This window comes from Collimonas fungivorans, from assembly GCF_001584145.1.
GTDB classification, from domain to species: domain Bacteria; phylum Pseudomonadota; class Gammaproteobacteria; order Burkholderiales; family Burkholderiaceae_D; genus Collimonas; species Collimonas fungivorans.
The window spans coordinates 3,420,632-3,437,764 of the sequence record NZ_CP013232.1 but is presented as its reverse complement, the minus strand read 5'-3'; the positions used below and the strand labels follow the sequence as shown (position 1 = coordinate 3,437,764).

Below are 17,133 nucleotides of genomic sequence, written 5' to 3'. Positions count from 1 at the left end.
GTACCGTTATTGGGTTGGTTTTTGCAGCAGGATTTCAAAATTCTCCTGTATAAAAATTTGACAAAAATCGGAATACTGTTTATTATCTTGCTTCTCGGAGTGTAGCGCAGCCCGGTAGCGCACCTGGTTTGGGACCAGGGGGTCCAAGGTTCGAATCCTTGTACTCCGACCAAAAAATAAAATGGGGCTGTCTTCGGACAGCCCCATTTTTCATTTGTGCTTGAAGAAAAGCAAGCTCAGCAGTGAAGCGATCTCACGATCGGAATCAAGGCGACAGGCGTATGAATCCGGCCGTAGCTCAACTGGATAGAGCATTCGGCTTCTACCCGAAATGTTGGGGGTTCGATTCCCTCCGGCCGGACCAGTTTTAGCCTGACTTTCAGTACAGCATCCCGTTGTCAACATTCATATCTGCAATATTTCGTCCGCGACACATGTCCGCGGATTTTTCCTGCCTGTTTCATTCCCGTCAAATTTCCTTTCGGTCAAGTTAGGCCCGCGCTTATTGGCTGAGCGGCGCAAGCAAATTATGATGCATTATTGGCATCTATTTGATGTCGCCACCGAGGTCTTGAACCGAAGGAGAATTGCATGCCTGCACTGGCCAGTTTATCCCGCATTTCATGGTTTTTCGCGCAATGCGTGTCCGGCCGGCCTGGCGAGCCGCCGGCCCGGTTGGCGACACTGCTGTGCGCTGCTGGAGTCCTGGCGTTTGGCGCGCCGGCGGCGAGCGCGGCCGAATATGTCGATGCCGTGAATTATCCCGGACATGAGCAGGGCTGGGATGTCTTCTACGACCTGGAGCGGCGGTTGCAGCGGGATTTCGACGATATCTGCGGCGATACCATCTGCGAAGGTGAATTCAGCAATATGCAGGCCTTGCGCTACCGCTGCTCGGTGCGGCAGTCCGACGGCACGATGGGAGAGTGCGTGTGGGTATTTGCGGGCAGCAATGCTGAAATCGATGCTGCCAACGGCAAGGTCGTGACCGATGCGCGCACCTGGGCCTGTCGCACGCCGCTGGCGGCGCAGACGCCGGTCGCATCGTTTTACAGCGCTCTGGCAGGCGACCGGCCGCTGCGCGCGCCGTTGCCGGGCACAAGCATGACGATCTTTGACGGTTTGTTTGATTGCCTGAACTGAGGCAGAGAGAAGGGAGCTGGATTTGCGATGCCGGCCGGGCCGGCATCGCATGAGTGCCGCTACAGCTTAGCGGCCGCGTCCGCCGGAGCGGCGCGGAGCCGCAGGACGCGGTGCCGCGCCATTGCCGCCGCCGTGGCCGCGCGATGGTCCCTGGCTTGGCTTGACGCCAGGCGCTGCGCCCTGGCGTCCACGCCCGCCGCCACCGCCGCCACTACGATTGCCGCCGCCACCGCCGCTGCGCAGCTGTATCGGCTGGGCGCGTGCGTTCGGATCGGGTTCAAAACCGGCAACCACTTCCTTCGGTAATTCGCGCTTGATCAGCTTCTCGATGTCTTTCAGCATCTGGTGTTCGTCCACGCATACCAGCGATACTGCTTCGCCGGTAGCGCCTGCGCGGCCGGTGCGGCCGATGCGGTGGACGTAGTCTTCGGGCACGTTAGGCAAGTCATAGTTGACTACGTGCGGCAGCTGGTCGATGTCGATGCCGCGCGCCGCGATGTCGGTTGCGACCAGCACCTGCAGGCTGCCATCCTTGAACTCGGCCAGCGCGCGGGTGCGTGCCGACTGGCTCTTGTTGCCGTGGATCGCCATGCCGCTGATGCCGTCTTTTTCCAACTGCTCGACCAGCTTGTTGGCGCCGTGCTTGGTGCGGGTAAACACCAGCACCTGCGACCATTGGTGAGTCTTGATCAGATGCGCCAGCAGCGGGTGCTTGCGGTCGCGGTCTACCGGATGGATCTTTTGCTGGATCACTTCGACGGTCGAGTTGCGGCGCGCCACTTCGATCATGGCCGGCGAGTTCAGCAGGTTGTCGGCGAGGATCTTGATTTCGTCCGAGAAAGTGGCGGAGAACAGCAGGTTCTGGCGTTTCTTCGGCAGCACTGCGAGAATCTTCTTGATGTCGCGGATGAAGCCCATGTCCAGCATGCGGTCGGCTTCATCCAGGATCAGGATTTCCACGTGGTTCAGGTTGACGGTGCCTTGCTGCATATGGTCCAGCAGGCGGCCCGGGGTGCACACCAGGATATCGACGCCGTGCTTGAGCAGCTTGATTTGCGGGTTGATGCCGACACCGCCGAAAATCACGGCCGAAGTCAGTTTCAGGTATTTACCGTACAGGCGCACGCTTTCCTCGACTTGCGCCGCCAGTTCGCGCGTCGGCGTCAGCACCAGCGCGCGGATCGGGCGCTGGCTGCCGGTCGGATTGGTGGCCGAAGTCGACAGGCGATGCAGTACAGGCAGGGTAAAGCCGGCGGTCTTGCCGGTGCCGGTTTGGGCGCCGGCCAGCAAATCGCCGCCTGCCAGCACTGCAGGAATGGCCTGGGTCTGGATCGGGGTAGGGGTAGTGTATCCGTGTTCGGTTACGGCACGAACGATGGCTTCGGACAAGCCGAGTTCAGAAAAAGACATGACAACTCAATAGAATAATATCGGCCTGTCGCCTTCTACAAGGCGCCAGTCGCAGGCAAACGGATTAGAGGAGATTGGAGTCAGCTGGGCTTGAAATTGCTCTTCGGCCCGATAACGTCCTTGACAGCAGTATTTGACTGGAGAATTTGCTGTGTCGCCGCAGAGTATAACAACGGCGCGCTACAGGCAAGCAATTCCGGCATCTCATGGGGCGATGCAGCATAAAATGCCGGCCGCCGATCCGCCTGGAAACAAAGCGGATCGCGCCGGCGATTGTCGTTCAGCCGGCGTTCTTCATGGAGGCTGCTGCGCGCTCGCGTATTTCTTCTTCCGAATAGTCGGCGATATGCGTGCCTACGGTCCAGACATGGCCGAACGGATCTTTCAAGGTGCCGGAGCGGTCGCCATAGAACTGGTCTTGCAGCGGCCGCACTTGTGTGCCGCCGGCGGCGATTGCGCGCGGGAAAACCACATCCACATTTTCCACGTAGAGCATGATGCTGACGCCGGCACCGCCCAGTTTTTTCGGACTGATGATGTCCATCTCCGGGAATTCGTCCGCCAGCATGACGTGAGAATCGCCGATCTTGATTTCTGCATGGCCGATTCTGTTATCCGGTCCATCCATGCGCAGTATTTCTACTGCATCGAAGGCTTTTTTGTAAAACGCGATGGCGTCGACGGCGCCGTCGATAATCAGATAGGGAGTGACGGAAGAATAGCCGTCCGGAATTGGTTTGACTGCCATATGGTTCTCCTGCGAGTTGAGAAATGGTCGTTAGGACTAGCCAATTGCGCTGTTGCGCATGCATTGTAGTCGCTAGCCCGCGCAGTTGAAATGGCAAAGCAGTGTTTCCCGGATTTTCCGGAGCAAGCGGCGGCTTGCTCCGGAAAATCGGGAGATTTATTAAAAACCGCAGGTTGCATCAAAATCAGGGTTTTATTTTGTGGCGTACGGAGACAGCAGGCCAACCATCTGCGCAAATACCTTCGGGCTGCCGGCCAGCACATCGCCCTTGTACAAATAGTCGGAATCGCCGCTGAAATCGCCGACGATGCCGCCCGATTCGCTGATCAGCAAGGAGCCTGCGGCGATGTCCCAAGGTTTCAGGCCTTTTTCAAAGAAACCGTCAAGGCGGCCGGCGGCGACATACGCCAGGTCGAGGGCGGCGGCGCCAGGGCGGCGCAGGCCGGCGCAGCTTTGCGTCATGACGCGGAACATTTTCATGTACTCGTCCATGGCCGGGCCTTCGGTTTCGCGGAATGGAAAACCGGTGCCGATCAGCGCATCGGCGATCTTGTCGCGCTTGCCGACGCGGATCCGCTTGTCGTTCAGGTAGGCGCCGGAACCCTTGGTGGCGGTGAACAAGTCGTTGCGCGTCGGGTCGTACACGACGGCCTGGGTGATCTGGCCGCGGTGCTGCAGCGCGATCGAGACGCAGTATTGGGGGAAGCCGTGGATGAAATTGGTGGTGCCGTCGAGCGGATCGATGATCCAGACGTTTTCGTTATCGTCATGCAGGTTGGCGGAAGCGCCGGATTCTTCGGCCAGGATGGCATGGTCCGGGTAGGCATTCTTCAATACGTCAATGATCGCCGCTTCTGCAGCCTGGTCGACTTCGGTGACAAAGTCGTTATGCTGTTTTTTGGTGACTTTCAGCAGGTCGAGGTCGAAAGAGGCGCGCGAGATGACCTTGGCGCCGTTGCGGGCGGCCTTGATGGCCGTATTGAGCATTGGATGCATGATAGTGTTCCGTTAAAATGGCGGCACTGTGCCAACCGGGAACAGAACCACCTATATGATTGATAATAATGAACGATGCGGATGTTCCTGTCATATTTCGAAAACAAGTTTCGAAAAATAAGCAACTTTTAGTCGAAGAAATCCGCGTAATGGCGCTATTTTAAATGAACCAGGCAAAAACCAACACGTCTCTTTTCAATCGGCTGCGCTTTGTGCTGGTTGAAACCAGCAGTCCCGGCAATGTCGGCGCGGCTGCCCGCGCTATCAAAACCATGGGATTTTCCGAGCTGATCCTGGTCAATCCGCGTTTCCCCGATGTATTGCAGCGTGACGAAGCCGTTGCATTTGCCAGCGGCGCGCAGGATATCCTGGCGGCGGCGCGGATTGTCGACAGCGTGGAGCAGGCCCTGGAGGGCTGCAACTTCGCCGCGGCCCTGAGCGCCCGCTTGCGCGAATTTTCCCCGCCCCTGACCGCGCCGCGCGCCTTGGCGGCCCAACTGGCGGCCGATGTCAGCCTGAACGCGGCGGTCATATTCGGCAGCGAGCGTTATGGTTTACCTAACGAGATTGTCGAAAAATGCAATGTGCTGCTGAATATTCCTGCCAATCCGGAGTATTCATCGCTGAACCTGGCGCAGGCGGTGCAGGTGCTGGCTTATGAATGCCGGGTTGCAGCCAGCGAGGATTTGTCGCCAGCTACGGGCGGCGAGGTGGGATTTCAGGGCAATGCCGCCAGCCTGGCCGATATCGACGGCATGTTTGCCCATCTTGAACAGGCCTTGGTGGAGATTGAATTCCTCGATCCGGCCAGCCCGAAAAAGCTGATGCCGCGCCTGAAGCGGCTGTTTTCGCGTGCCCAGCTGGAAATCGAAGAGGTCAACATCCTGCGTGGCATCTCTAGCCAGATACTGAGCAAGCGACGCCGCCTCGACCGTTAAATGTGGCGAAACATGTGGCGAAACCGCCCCGATGCAGCGTCACAAATGTGCGCAAGGCTCCAGTCTTGTGTGCTTTGTTCCTTGTCTCGGGACGATTTCGCCACATTTAATTCTTCAACGAATTTGTAATTCTGGACACTAGTTCCAGCTGCGCAGCAGGCCGACCGCAAGGCCTTCGAGGGCGAAATCCTCAGTCACGATGATAGGCTCGAAATCCGGGTTTTCCGGCAGCAGCTGGATGGTGGAGCCGGTTTTTTGATAACGCTTGACCGTGACGTCGTCGCCCAGCCGGGCCACCACGATCTGGCCATTCCTGGCGCTGTCGGTCTTTTTGACCGCCAGCAGGTCGCCGTCCAGGATGCCGGCGTCGCGCATCGACATGCCGCGCACCTTCAGCAGGTAATCCGGTTTGGCGCTGAACAGGGCAGGGTCGACGTTATAGCTGGCCTGGATATGCTCCTGCGCCAGGATCGGCGAACCTGCGGCGACCCGTCCGATCAGCGGCAGGCTGAGCTGCATCAGCGCCGGGTGCGGCAGGGCCAGTTGCGTGCCCTGGCTGCGGCTGGCGCTTTCGGTAAGCCGGATGCCGCGCGAGGTGCCGGCCGATATCACGATGGCGCCCTTGCGCGCCAGCGCCTGCAGATGCTCCTCCGCCGCATTGGCCGAACGGAAGCCGAGCTCGGTCGCTATTTCGGCGCGTGTTGGCGGGAAGCCGGTGTTTTCGATGGCGTCCTTGATCAGATCGAGGATTTGCTGCTGACGGGCGGTCAATTTGATCATGGCGTAGTTTGGGCGTAAAAAGTGGTGTAGAAGTGCTCGAAAAAACAGCAAAGGCGGCGCTAGGGGGCGCTTCGTGCAGTGCTCCCCCATTTGCAAAGCACTACACTAGCCGATGCTGTGCATAACAACAGTCTGTATTTTTGTACAGTATTTGTGCAAATGCAAGACAATTTGATGCAATTCGACCACTCTTTAGCTATTTACTTACGCCTGGCCTTGACCCGGAGGCTGAAAGCATTGAGTTTTGTTGCAATTGCTAGTATTATTGCTGGTTTTCCTCTTCCCACACTCGTCTTGACGCCGAGGTGGGCGATTTTTCAATCCGTCCAAAAGGAGCTTACATGCGTCATTATGAAATCGTATTTATCGTCCATCCAGATCAAAGCGAGCAAGTGCCTGCAATGATCGAGCGCTACAAAGGCATCGTCACTACACGTGGCGGCACCGTGCATCGCGTGGAAGACTGGGGCCGCCGCCAACTGGCATACCTGATCCAGAAATTGGCTAAAGCACATTACGTCTGCCTCAACATCGAGTGCGACAGCGAAACTCTGGCTGAAATCGAAACCGGCTTCAAGTTCAATGATGCAGTGCTGCGTCATCTGACCGTCAAGCTGAAGAAGGCCGAAACCGGTCCTTCGCCAATGATGAAGGCCGTGCAGAAGGAAGATGCTGCCAAGAGCCATCGCACTGAAGCGCCGGCAGCCTGATTTGCCAAGCAACTGCCAGCAGTTTGCATAGCTATCGAGTCCATCAGGAGTGAGCCAAGCCAATAACGTGTTTCAACTGGTCGCCGTCATTGCCGAACGTGAAGTCATACGTTATACACCGGCAGGCATTCCGATCGCATCTGCAATATTGCAGCACCGCTCGGAACCGATTGAAGCAGGGATCAAACGTTTGATCGAATTCGAAATCTCCGCGCTGGCCGTAGGCGAGATTTCGGGAAGATTCAGTCAGGCGGCATTGGGCGGCAGCTTCTGGTTCACAGGATTCATGGCACGCAAGAGCCGCAACGGTAGAAGTCTGGTATTTCACATTACGGATTTCGCTGCAATCGAGATTGCAGATGAATTAATAAGTCAAAATTTAGATACAGGAGCCAAAAATGGCATTCGGTAAAAAGTTCGATAAAAGCAAACTGAAAAACAAGCGTCAACAACAAAACCCGCTGTTCAAGCGCAAGAAATTCTGCCGTTTCACCGCTGCACACGTTGCCAGCGTTGACTACAAGGATGTCGACACGCTCAAGGATTTTGTTCAGGAAAACGGCAAGATCATGCCAGCACGTCTGACCGGCACCAAGGCAATCTATCAACGTCAAGTGGACACTGCGATCAAGCGCGCACGTTTCCTGGCGCTGCTGCCATACACCGATCTGCACAACGCTTAATTGACGACTTAAAATAGGAGAAAAATATGCAAGTCATTCTGTTGGAAAAAGTCGTTAATCTCGGCAATCTGGGTGAAGTTGTTCGCGTCAAGGACGGTTACGCACGTAACTTCCTGATTCCACAACGTATGGCACGTCGTGCTACAACTACGGCTATCGCTGAATTCGAAGCGAAGCGCGCTGATCTGGAAACAGCCGCAGCAGCCAAGCTGGCTGTGGCCCAAGGCCAGGGCGAAAAACTGAGCGGCCTGACCGTTCAGATCTCGCAGAAATCGGGCGTTGACGGCCGTCTGTTCGGTTCCGTGACCAACTTCGATATCGCTGAAGCGCTGACCAAGCAAGGTTTCGCAGTTGAAAAAGCACAAGTTCGCTTGCCGAACGGCCCGCTGAAGACAACCGGCGAACATCCTGTTGCAGTTGCTTTGCACACTGACGTCGTAGTTGACATCGTCATCGCAGTGATCGGCGAACACGTTTAATACGTTGTTGGCAAAAAAATCATTGCAGTAAAAAAGCCGGGTTTTCCCGGCTTTTTTTACGCCCTTTTTCTGGCAGTGCAGCAAGACGCTTATAAGAAGCAGGTATAATTCGCGCCATGAAAGCACCTTCTAAAGCACCGTCCGATCCGCAGTTAGACTCCCTCCGCGTACCACCCCATTCTATCGAAGCAGAACAGTCCGTTTTAGGCGGATTGCTGCTGGATAATGCGGCGTGGGACAAGATCGCGGACTTCGTCAGCGCCGACGATTTCTACCGCTACGATCATCGCATCATCTTCCAGCATATGGTCAAGCTGATCAACGGCAGCAAGCCGGCTGACGTGATCACGGTCTATGAATCGCTGAGCGGCACCGGCAAGGCGGAAGAGGTCGGCGGCCTGAGCTACCTCAACGCGCTGGCGCAAAATACGCCATCGGCGGCCAACATTCGCCGCTATGCCGAGATCGTGCGCGATCGCGGCGTCTTGCGTAAGCTGATTACCGTCGCCGATGAAATTTCCGGCCAGGCTTTCAGCCCGCAAGGCAAGGAAGTCAAGCAGATGCTGGACGAGGCGGAATCGAAGATTTTCGCGATTGCCGAAGAGGGCGCCCGCGGCGCCCAGGGCTTCCAGGAAATCCAGCCGCTGCTGACCCAGGTAGTGGAGCGCATCGACGAACTTTACAACCGCGATAACCAGAGCGATATCACTGGCGTTTCAACCGGCTTCATCGACCTCGACAAGATGACCTCCGGCTTGCAAAAAGGCGACCTGGTCATCGTGGCGGGACGCCCATCCATGGGTAAGACCGCATTCTCGGTCAACATCGGCGAGAACGTGGCGATCGAAAGCGGCTTGCCGGTGGCGATCTTTTCGATGGAAATGGGCGGCACCCAGCTCGCCATGCGTATGCTGGGTTCGGTCGGCAAGCTGGACCAGCACCGTTTGCGTACCGGCCGCCTCAATGATGAGGACTGGCCGCGCCTGACCCATGCGATCCAGAAGATGAACGACGCCCAGCTGTTCATCGACGAAACGCCGGCGCTCAGCTCGATCGAACTGCGCGCCCGCGCGCGCCGGCTGTCGCGCCAGTGCGGCACGCTGGGCCTGATCATCATCGACTATTTGCAGCTGATGTCGGCCAATAATGCCGGTGAAAACCGCGCTACCGAAATTTCCGAAATCTCGCGTAACCTGAAGGGCCTGGCCAAAGAGCTGCAGTGCCCGGTGATTGCATTGTCGCAGCTGAACCGCTCGCTGGAGCAGCGTCCCAACAAGCGCCCGGTGATGTCCGACTTGCGCGAATCCGGCGCTATCGAACAGGATGCCGACGTCATCCTGTTCATTTACCGTGACGAGGTGTACAACCCTGATTCCCAGGAAAAGGGCACCGCCGAAATCATTATTGGCAAACAGCGTAACGGTCCGATCGGCAGCGTGCGTCTCAGCTTCCTCGGGCAATACACGAAATTCGACAACTATGTCGGTAATCTGGACGCGCCGTACGGCGGCGATTGATTACTGCCGTCGATTTTGTTGCATTAACGAAAAATTTACAAAATCCAGCTAAGCGCTGGCCGAGCGAGCCTGATATATTTCAGTTTCGTGACATTGTTTGCTTTAAATTAATATCCTTGATTTAAATGCAAACGTAGTTGTAGTTTTAGATTCAGCTTAACCCTCAGAAGAGAGAATAAACATGTTTGGACGATTGATGCCCACCGAGGGCAAATTCTTTGAGCTCTTTAACCAGCACGCAGAGTTATGCGTCAAGGGCGCCAAGGAAATGGTGGCGTTGATGACTAATTTCGACGATCTGGAAATCCGCGTGCACGCGATCGAAGGCATTGAGAAGCAGGCCGACCAGGTTACCCACCATGCGATCGACATGCTGCACAAGACCTTCATCACGCCTATCGACCGCGACGACATCCATCAGCTGATCACGCGCATGGACGACATCCTGGACTTGCTGGAAGATGCGGCGCAGACCATTTCCCTGTACGACATCAAGGCCATCACGCCGGAAGCCAAGCGGCTGGCCGAGCTGTGCCTGGGTTGTGCGGAAAAGGTCAAGGCAGCGGTAGGCTTGCTGCACAACATGGACAACTCGCGGGAAATCCTGGCCATCTGCGTCGAAATCGACCGCCTGGAATCGGATGCCGACCACGTGATGCGCGCCGCCATGTCGAAGCTGTTCCGCGATGAGCCGGATGTACGCACCCTGATCAAGCTGAAAGCCATTTACGAGTTGCTGGAAACGGTGACGGACCGTTGCGAAGATGTCGCCAACATCATCGAAGGCATCATCGTAGAAAACGCCTGATCCATGCACACTCTTCAAATCAGTATTTACGTTCTCGTTTTCCTCATTGCACTGGCGCTGGTATTCGATTTCATGAACGGCTTTCATGATGCCGCCAATGCTATCGCTACCGTGGTTTCCACCGGCGTCCTCAAGCCGCAGCAGGCAGTCGCCATGGCGGCGCTGTTCAACTTCATTGCGATTGCGGTATTCCAGCTGCATGTCGCCGCTACGGTGGGCAAGGGCACCATCGATCCCAATGTGGTCGATCATTATGTGGTGTTCGGCGCGCTGGTCGGCGCCATCTGCTGGAACATCCTGACCTGGTATTACGGCATTCCGTCGTCGTCGTCGCACGCCTTGATCGGCGGCCTGGTCGGCGCCGCGGTGGCCAAGGCCGGCACCGGCTCGCTGATCTCCGCGGGCCTGATCAAGACGATCGCGTTCATCGTCTTGTCGCCGCTGCTGGGTTTCGTGTTCGGCTCCATCATGATGGTGCTGGTGTCGTGGATTTTCGTGCGCTCCACGCCGCGCAAGGTCGACAAGTGGTTCCGCCGCCTGCAGCTGGTGTCGGCCTCGATGTACAGCCTGGGCCACGGCGGCAACGATGCGCAAAAGACCATCGGCATCATCTGGATGCTGCTGATTGCTACCGGCTTTTCGCAGTCGACCGATACGCTGCCGCCGTGGTGGGTGATCATTTCCTGCTATAGCGCAATCAGCCTGGGCACTTTGTTCGGCGGCTGGCGCATCGTCAAGACCATGGGCCAGAAAATCACCAAGCTGAAGCCGGTGGGCGGCTTTTGCGCGGAAACCGGCGGCGCCATCACCTTGTTCCTGGCGACCATGCTGGGCGTTCCGGTCTCCACTACCCACACCATCACCGGCGCCATCGTCGGCGTCGGCGCGGCACGGCGGGTCTCCGCGGTGCGCTGGGGCGTGGCCGGCAATATCGTCTGGGCCTGGGTACTGACGATCCCGGCGTCGGCTTTCATGGCTGCGATTGCATGGTGGATCGGCAAGCACATCTTATAATCAATATAGCAATAAAACAAAGAGGGCGATGCAATGTAACAATGCATCGCCCTCTTTTTTTTTGCACCGGATTTGGAAGCATGACGCGAATTTTGTCCTGTTGCCATAGCTTGCTATTACAAATACAATAATTTCCGCGGGGAAAATATAAGCTATACATAAGCACATTCATTGTGCACCTACTGAGGACCGAACCATGCAACGTGCACTCAAGAAAGGCATGAATGGCGTCATTATCACGTTTGCGGGGGCTTTGATCACGCAGGCCCACGCAACCTGCAGCAACAATGCGCCGGCCAGCGGCGTTTCCGTAACTTGTTCCGGCACCAACGTTACACCCGTCGCAGCACAGGCCGGCAGCACCGGCGTTGCGGTCACGCTGGATTCCAGCGTAGCGGCCAGCATTCCGCGCAGCACCAGTCCGGTGCCCTTTCAGGTGGATACATCGAGCAGCATCATCAACAACGGCAGCGTCACCCTGACCGGCGGCGGCGGCACCGGCGGCAACCGCGGCGCGGCGCTGCTGGGCCTGAACAATAACAACCAGCTGACCAACAGCGCCCAGGCCAGCATCAGCACTACCGGCGCTTTCAACGACGGCATGGCCGCCAACGGCAGCGGCAATACGCTGATCAACCAGGGCAGCATAAGCACCGTCGGCCCCAACGCGTTCGGCATATCGGCAGCCTGGGGCCAGACCAACCTTGGCCAGCTCAACAACACCATCGTCAATTCGGGAACGATTACCACCGCCGGCAGCAACGCCCGCGCCATTTCCATCCTCGGCGGCAGCGGTACGGTGAGCAACAGCGGCAGTTTGTCGAGCACCGGCGCCAACAGTCCTACCGTGTACATGCAGGGCAATAACGACAAGCTCACCAACAGCGGCACCATCAACGCCTCCGGCACCGGTTCCGATGCGGTGTTTTCGAATACCGTGGGTTCCAGTTTTGTCGCCAGCATCGAGAACCAGGCCGGCGGCCAGATCATCAGCCAACAGGGCGCGGCGGTGCGCACCCTCAACGGCAGCAGCACCGTCATCAATGCCGGCCTGTTGCAGAGCGGTTCCGGCACCGCGGTCTCGATGGGCACCGGCGTCAATACGCTGATCCTGCAAACCGGCTCGGTGATCAACGGCGCCGCCAATGGCGGCGGCAACGCCGGCAGCAAGGTAGTGCTGCAGGGATCAGGCACGGCGTCGAATGCATTTTCGAATTTTGCGACTTTGCAGGCGCAGGGCGACAACTGGACCTGGAGCGGCAACGGCGTTTTCACCACCGCGCAAATCCAGAGCGGACTGTTTAACCTCACAGGCAGCCTGGGCGGGGCAACCACCGTCGCCTCGGGGGCGACCTTGGCCGGCAATGGCGGCACGATTGCCGGCGACCTGCTGAACCAGGGCACGCTGCATCCTGGCGTCGGCGACGGCAGCGGCGGCCTGACCGTGACGGGAAATTTCACCCACGCGGCAAATGGCATATTCCAGACCGAGGCATCGCCGGTTTCCGCCGGCTTGCTGACCGTGGGCGGCACTGCCAGCCTGCTGGGCGGCACCGTCAACGCCACCATGCTGCCGGGTTCCTATCCGGACCAGATACGCCTGCCGATTGTCACCGCGGCAGGCGGCGTCAGCGGCACCTTCGGCCAGCTGCAGGCCAACGCAACGGCGTTGCTGACGCCGACGCTGGCCTACGACAACGGCCATGCCTACCTGGTGATTACCCGCGCGCCGATCGCAACGGTGGTCACCAGCGGCAACAATGCCGCGATCGGACAAGCGATCGACACCAGCCGGCCGCAGGCCACGCCGGAAGAACCTGTGCCGCCTGCCGTCACGCCAGCCGGCGTACCGGTAGCCACCGGGGCGCTGGCGGAGACGGTCAATACCCTCAACCTGCTGGATAAGGTGGAGCTGCAGGCAACGGTAGGCAGTCTCACTGGCGGCGTCCACGCAACCTTCTCGCAACTCGCATTGCGGGAAAACGACCTGTTCGGCCGTGCGTTGTCGATGCGTTTGGATACCCAGCGCGACGGCAGCCGCAAGGCTGGCGATAACGGCGTATGGGTGCGTCCTTACGGTTCTTTCGGTAAATTGAGCGCGACTGCGGATACTTCGGGCGCGAGTTACCGGATAGGCGGCATCAGCGCCGGCGCCGACCGCGCCGTAGGCAATGACTGGATCGTCGGCGCCGGCCTTGACTATGCCCATTTGAGTGCCGACTTCGATGACTACAACGGCAACGGCAAGCTCGACAGCTACAAGATCGGCGCCTATGCCAGTTACGCTCCGGGCCCGCTGTATGTCGATGCCATCGCCAGTTACGCAATACAGCGCACCGACATGCAACGCGACGTGCTGACCGGAACCGGCTCCACCTTGCGCGCCAAGAGTGGCTACGACGGCCAGCAGGCAAGCGCCTACGGCGAACTGGGTTATCGTGCCAAACTGAACGAACGTTTTGTCTTGCAGCCGTTCACGGCACTGCATTACACCCGCCTGCGCCAGGACGGCTTCACCGAAACCGATGCCGAGAACCTTGGGCTGTCCACCCAGAGCAATACCTTGAACAGCTTGCGCAGCAGCCTCGGCGTCAAGATCAGCCAGGACCTGCCGCTGTCTACAGGTTCCATCACGTTTGGTGCGCAACTGCGCTGGATGCACGAATTCATGGACGCGCAGGCGCAATACCAGGCGACATTGATTGGCGCCCCTGGCAGCGATTTCACGGTGAAAGGCGTGGACCTGGGGCGGGATGCGGTGCTGGCAGGCGTGAATCTCTCGTATGCCGCCTCGGCCAGCCTGAACCTGTTTGCCGACTACGATTACCAGGCGGAGTCGCATAACCGGGTGAACCGGGTCACGCTTGGTTTGCGCTATCTCTGGTAAGAGCGGCTATTTCCAAGATCGGGCAGCGACAAGAAAAGCAAGAGTCCGTCATATAAAAAAAGCGATGCCACCTGAACGGTAGCATCGCTTTTTTTTCAGAACCGCATCTCGCCCTTTAGTGGGCGCCGCCTGCATCGGCCGGCACGCTGGAGCGCGAAGGTTTGGTCAGCCACACCAGTGCAATCAGCATCAGGAACAGCACCGCCGAGATCCAGAAGATATCGGTGGCGCCCTGGGTCGCGGCTTTCACCGTAATCAGGCGTTCGATAGTGGCCCAGGCCGCCGGTTCCGACATGCCTTGGGCGGTGAGGTTATGCACTGCCTCGTTGAATGCCGGGCTGTGCGGGCCTGTGAACTCGGTCAGCTGCGAATGATGCAGCGACGTGCGGCGATCCCAGAAGGTGCTGGTGATCGAGGTGCCCATGCCGCCGAACATGATCCGTACAAAGTTGGACAAGCCGGCTGCCGACGGAATTTTTTCAGGCGGCTGGCCTGACAGGATGATCGAGGTCAGCGGGATGAAGAACATGGCCATTGCCGCACCCTGGATGATGGTAGGAATCATCAGCGTGAAAGTGTCGACGTTTTCGGTGAACTGCGCACGCAGGAAAAACACCACGGCAAAGATCAGGAACGCTGTGCTGGCAACCCAGCGGGCGTCGATCTTGGGTAATATTTTCCCGATGAACGGCGACAGCAGGATGGCAAAGATCCCCACCGGCGCCATCACTTCACCCGCCAGCGTTGCGGTATAACCCAGCGTGGTCTGCAGCCACAGCGGCAGGATCACCAGGCCGCCGAACATCAGGCCGTAGCCGACCGAAATCGCGATCACGCCGCCGCTGAAGTTGCGGCCCTTGAACAGGGTCAGGTCGACCACCGGGTGATCGTCTCCCAGTTCCCAGATCACGAAGTAAATGAAGGCAACCAGCGCGATCGCGCCCAGCAGCACGATGGTCGAGGAATTGAACCAGTCGAGTTCCTTGCCCTTGTCGAGCATGATCTGCAGCGAACCGACCCAGATCACCAGCAGGCCGAGGCCGATTTTATCGATCGGCAGCTTGTATACCGCCGACTCGCGCTTGTGATAGATCGACCAGGTGGCCCAGGCGGCAAATGCGCCAACCGGGATATTGATGTAGAAAATCCAGGGCCAGGTGTAGTTATCCGAGATCCAGCCCCCCAGCAGCGGCCCCATGACCGGCGCCACCAGCGTGGTCATGCCCCAGAACGCCAGGGCCATGCCGCTCTTGGCGGGAGTATAGCTGGACAGCAGCAAGGATTGCGACAGCGGGATCATAGGCCCCGCGACTGCGCCCTGCAGCACCCGCGCTGCAATCAGTACTTCCATGCTGGGAGCCAGGCCGCACAGGATGGACGACAGCACGAACAGGATGATCGATGTGACAAACAGGCGCACCTGGCCGAAGCGCTGGGTCAGCCAGCCGGTCAGCGGCACCGAGATGGCGTTGGCGACGGCAAACGAGGTGATGACCCAGGTGCCTTGCTGCGGCGATACGCCAAGGTCGCCCGAGATGGCCGGGATGGAAACGTTGGCGATCGAAGAGTCGAGCACGTTCATGAACACGGCTAGCGACAGCGCTACCGTGCCCATGACGAGTTTGCCGCCGGTCAGCGGCGGCAGTGGTTGCGATGGCGGCCGCGCAGGCATCGCTGGTTTTGGGGAACTCATGAAGGCATTCCGGTAAAGGTTCGCATGGCGGATGCCGCCACCGTTACGATGGCGGCATCCTGCAGGGCAGGCAGCAGCTTAGTGTGCCGCAGCTGCATTGTTATTGGCGGCGATGATGCTGGCGATGCGCGCATCTGCTTCCTGGCCGCTCTTGTCGAAGACATCGGTAGTGTAAGCCGGCGCGGTGCGCGCAGTGCCCGCGGTCAGCGAGGTGCCTTCGGTCTGGGCGACGTCGACCGTGACGTTCATCGAGACGCCGATCCGCAGCGGATGGGTTTCCAGATCTTTCGGATCCAGCGAAATACGCACCGGAATTCGCTGCACGATCTTGATCCAGTTGCCGCTGGCGTTTTGCGCCGGCAGCAAAGCGAAGGCCGAGCCGGAGCCGGCTGACAGGCCGACCACTGTGCCGTGGTATTCAATCTTGGAGCCATATACGTCGGAATCCAAAGTTACCGGCTGGCCGATGCGCATGTTCTTGATCTGCACTTCCTTGAAGTTGGCGTCAACCCACAAGGCGTTCAGCGGCACGATCGACAGCAGCGGCGTGCCGGCGGCGACGCGCTGGCCGACCTGCACCGAACGCTTGGCAACGTAGCCGGTGGTTGGCGCGAGCAGGGTGGTGCGGGCCAGGTTGATGTAAGCATTGCGCACCTGGGCCGCGGCATTCTGCACATTCGGATGCTGTTCGACCGTGGTGTGGTCAGTCAATACCCGGTTCGACGCCAGTTGTTCGCGTGCGGCTTGCAGCGCAGCTTCCGCTCCCTGTACCGCGACCTTGGCGTGATCCAGTTCTTCCTTGGATACGGCGCCGGTGCTGATCAGCTGCTGGCGGCGCGCCAGGTCGGCGCGGGCGCGTTCCAGCTCAGAGGTGCGCGCGGTGACGTTGGAAACCAGGGCATTGTTGTTGACGAACAGCGTGCGCACCTGGCGTACGGTTTGCGCCAGCTGGGCTTCCGCCTGGTCCAGTGCAACCTTGGCGTCGGCCTTGTCGAGTTCGACCAGCGGCTTGCCGGCCTGCACCAGTTCGGTATCGTCGGTGTTGATCGCCAATACCGTGCCGCCGACCTGCGGCGTTACTTGCACCACGTTGCCGCCGACATAGGCGTCGTCGGTGTTTTCGTAATGGCGGGCATAGATGAACCACCAGATGCCATAGGCGATCAGGACGATGATAAGGGCGATAGTGACGCCGATCAGCAGGCTGCGACGCTTGCCGTTGCCATTGGCGGCCGCTGGCGCCGGAGCGGCGGCAGCTGGAGACTGATTTTCTGGAGTTTGATTTGGTGTGGTCATGATGCGGGTTTCGCAATAAGTGAACGGTTTA

Annotated in this window: 16 protein-coding genes and 2 tRNA genes; 12 read left to right on the top strand and 6 right to left on the bottom strand. The window is 58.6% G+C overall.

Annotated features, from left to right (window positions below; genetic code table 11):
• The first annotated feature begins 95 nt into the window (after nucleotides 1-95).
• From CFter6_RS14675 to CFter6_RS14665, 3 genes are all read left to right on the top strand, one after another.
• A tRNA-Pro gene (locus tag CFter6_RS14675) sits at nucleotides 96-172 on the top strand.
• A 115-nt stretch (nucleotides 173-287) separates the two neighbouring features.
• Nucleotides 288-364, top strand: a tRNA-Arg gene (locus CFter6_RS14670).
• A gap of 227 nt (nucleotides 365-591) precedes the next feature.
• A complete protein-coding gene (locus CFter6_RS14665; RefSeq protein ID WP_205631398.1) occupies nucleotides 592-1,143 on the top strand; it encodes a hypothetical protein in 552 nt (183 codons plus the stop codon).
• 66 nt (nucleotides 1,144-1,209) lie between these two features.
• Here CFter6_RS14665 and CFter6_RS14660 read toward each other — a convergent pair whose 3' ends face one another.
• The 3 genes from CFter6_RS14660 to CFter6_RS14650 form a co-directional block, all read right to left on the bottom strand.
• Complete coding sequence (locus CFter6_RS14660; RefSeq protein ID WP_061540562.1) at nucleotides 1,210-2,553, bottom strand: DEAD/DEAH box helicase; 1,344 nt, start codon at nucleotides 2,551-2,553, stop codon at nucleotides 1,210-1,212.
• A 280-nt stretch (nucleotides 2,554-2,833) separates the two neighbouring features.
• The gene (locus CFter6_RS14655) at nucleotides 2,834-3,301 is read right to left on the bottom strand and encodes a VOC family protein (protein WP_061540561.1); all 468 of its coding nucleotides are present in this window, start codon (nucleotides 3,299-3,301) and stop codon (nucleotides 2,834-2,836) included.
• Between the two features lie 192 nt (nucleotides 3,302-3,493).
• On the bottom strand, nucleotides 3,494-4,297 hold the full coding sequence (locus CFter6_RS14650) for an inositol monophosphatase family protein (protein WP_061540560.1): 804 nt from the start codon (nucleotides 4,295-4,297) through the stop codon (nucleotides 3,494-3,496).
• A 164-nt stretch (nucleotides 4,298-4,461) separates the two neighbouring features.
• On the opposite strand from CFter6_RS14650, the gene CFter6_RS14645 reads away from it, so the two are divergent.
• A complete protein-coding gene (locus CFter6_RS14645; protein ID WP_061540559.1) occupies nucleotides 4,462-5,235 on the top strand; it encodes an RNA methyltransferase in 774 nt (257 codons plus the stop codon).
• Nucleotides 5,236-5,373: 138 nt separating this feature from the next.
• Here the strand turns inward: CFter6_RS14645 and lexA are convergent, their stop codons facing one another.
• Nucleotides 5,374-6,015 (bottom strand): transcriptional repressor LexA, encoded by a 642-nt coding sequence (gene lexA / locus CFter6_RS14640; RefSeq protein ID WP_061540558.1) that lies wholly within the window; start codon nucleotides 6,013-6,015, stop codon nucleotides 5,374-5,376.
• 341 nt (nucleotides 6,016-6,356) lie between these two features.
• Between lexA and rpsF the strand changes: the two genes are divergently transcribed.
• The 8 genes from rpsF to CFter6_RS14600 all read left to right on the top strand — a co-directional run bounded on the left by rpsF (nucleotide 6,357) and on the right by CFter6_RS14600 (nucleotide 14,113).
• Nucleotides 6,357-6,725, top strand: coding sequence for a 30S ribosomal protein S6 (gene rpsF, locus CFter6_RS14635; protein WP_038488331.1), 369 nt, complete (start codon nucleotides 6,357-6,359; stop codon nucleotides 6,723-6,725).
• A gap of 49 nt (nucleotides 6,726-6,774) precedes the next feature.
• Nucleotides 6,775-7,137, top strand: coding sequence for a primosomal replication protein N (priB, locus tag CFter6_RS14630; protein WP_061540557.1), 363 nt, complete (start codon nucleotides 6,775-6,777; stop codon nucleotides 7,135-7,137).
• On the top strand, nucleotides 7,124-7,408 hold the full coding sequence (gene rpsR, locus CFter6_RS14625) for a 30S ribosomal protein S18 (RefSeq protein WP_038488337.1): 285 nt from the start codon (nucleotides 7,124-7,126) through the stop codon (nucleotides 7,406-7,408). Before priB ends, rpsR begins: the two co-directional genes overlap by 14 nt.
• Before the next feature lie 26 nt (nucleotides 7,409-7,434).
• A complete protein-coding gene (gene rplI, locus CFter6_RS14620) occupies nucleotides 7,435-7,887 on the top strand; it encodes a 50S ribosomal protein L9 (protein ID WP_014006463.1) in 453 nt (150 codons plus the stop codon).
• A 116-nt stretch (nucleotides 7,888-8,003) separates the two neighbouring features.
• Entirely contained in the window at nucleotides 8,004-9,404 is a 1,401-nt protein-coding gene (locus CFter6_RS14615; protein WP_061540556.1) for a replicative DNA helicase, read from the top strand.
• Nucleotides 9,405-9,585: 181 nt separating this feature from the next.
• Nucleotides 9,586-10,212, top strand: coding sequence for a DUF47 domain-containing protein (locus tag CFter6_RS14610; RefSeq protein WP_014006461.1), 627 nt, complete (start codon nucleotides 9,586-9,588; stop codon nucleotides 10,210-10,212).
• A 3-nt stretch (nucleotides 10,213-10,215) separates the two neighbouring features.
• Complete coding sequence (locus CFter6_RS14605) at nucleotides 10,216-11,226, top strand: inorganic phosphate transporter (RefSeq protein ID WP_014006460.1); 1,011 nt, start codon at nucleotides 10,216-10,218, stop codon at nucleotides 11,224-11,226.
• Nucleotides 11,227-11,422: 196 nt separating this feature from the next.
• Entirely contained in the window at nucleotides 11,423-14,113 is a 2,691-nt protein-coding gene (locus tag CFter6_RS14600; protein ID WP_082814797.1) for an autotransporter family protein, read from the top strand.
• Nucleotides 14,114-14,228: 115 nt separating this feature from the next.
• On the opposite strand, the gene CFter6_RS14595 is transcribed toward CFter6_RS14600, so the two are convergent.
• Nucleotides 14,229-15,806 carry a DHA2 family efflux MFS transporter permease subunit gene (locus CFter6_RS14595; RefSeq protein ID WP_269465631.1) on the bottom strand — a complete coding sequence of 526 codons (1,578 nt, stop codon included), beginning with the start codon at nucleotides 15,804-15,806 and terminating at the stop codon, nucleotides 14,229-14,231.
• Between the two features lie 78 nt (nucleotides 15,807-15,884).
• Nucleotides 15,885-17,102, bottom strand: a complete 1,218-nt coding sequence (locus tag CFter6_RS14590; protein WP_061540553.1) for an HlyD/EmrA/EmrK family protein — start codon at nucleotides 17,100-17,102, stop codon at nucleotides 15,885-15,887.
• Nucleotides 17,103-17,133 lie beyond the last annotated feature (31 nt).

What these genes read in the sequence shown, in the direction of transcription:
- CFter6_RS14650 (WP_061540560.1), bottom strand. Translation starts at nt 4,297, where the DNA reads ATGCATCCAATGCTCAATACGGCCATCAAGGCCGCCCGCAACGGCGCC.
- CFter6_RS14655 (WP_061540561.1), bottom strand. Translation starts at nt 3,301, where the DNA reads ATGGCAGTCAAACCAATTCCGGACGGCTATTCTTCCGTCACTCCCTAT.
- CFter6_RS14645 (WP_061540559.1), top strand. Translation starts at nt 4,462, where the DNA reads ATGAACCAGGCAAAAACCAACACGTCTCTTTTCAATCGGCTGCGCTTT.
- CFter6_RS14590 (WP_061540553.1), bottom strand. Translation starts at nt 17,102, where the DNA reads ATGACCACACCAAATCAAACTCCAGAAAATCAGTCTCCAGCTGCCGCC.
- CFter6_RS14605 (WP_014006460.1), top strand. Translation starts at nt 10,216, where the DNA reads ATGCACACTCTTCAAATCAGTATTTACGTTCTCGTTTTCCTCATTGCA.
- CFter6_RS14660 (WP_061540562.1), bottom strand. Translation starts at nt 2,553, where the DNA reads ATGTCTTTTTCTGAACTCGGCTTGTCCGAAGCCATCGTTCGTGCCGTA.
- CFter6_RS14610 (WP_014006461.1), top strand. Translation starts at nt 9,586, where the DNA reads ATGTTTGGACGATTGATGCCCACCGAGGGCAAATTCTTTGAGCTCTTT.
- rplI (WP_014006463.1), top strand. Translation starts at nt 7,435, where the DNA reads ATGCAAGTCATTCTGTTGGAAAAAGTCGTTAATCTCGGCAATCTGGGT.
- CFter6_RS14595 (WP_269465631.1), bottom strand. Translation starts at nt 15,806, where the DNA reads ATGAGTTCCCCAAAACCAGCGATGCCTGCGCGGCCGCCATCGCAACCA.
- rpsF (WP_038488331.1), top strand. Translation starts at nt 6,357, where the DNA reads ATGCGTCATTATGAAATCGTATTTATCGTCCATCCAGATCAAAGCGAG.
- CFter6_RS14665 (WP_205631398.1), top strand. Translation starts at nt 592, where the DNA reads ATGCCTGCACTGGCCAGTTTATCCCGCATTTCATGGTTTTTCGCGCAA.
- CFter6_RS14600 (WP_082814797.1), top strand. Translation starts at nt 11,423, where the DNA reads ATGCAACGTGCACTCAAGAAAGGCATGAATGGCGTCATTATCACGTTT.
- lexA (WP_061540558.1), bottom strand. Translation starts at nt 6,015, where the DNA reads ATGATCAAATTGACCGCCCGTCAGCAGCAAATCCTCGATCTGATCAAG.
- rpsR (WP_038488337.1), top strand. Translation starts at nt 7,124, where the DNA reads ATGGCATTCGGTAAAAAGTTCGATAAAAGCAAACTGAAAAACAAGCGT.
- CFter6_RS14615 (WP_061540556.1), top strand. Translation starts at nt 8,004, where the DNA reads ATGAAAGCACCTTCTAAAGCACCGTCCGATCCGCAGTTAGACTCCCTC.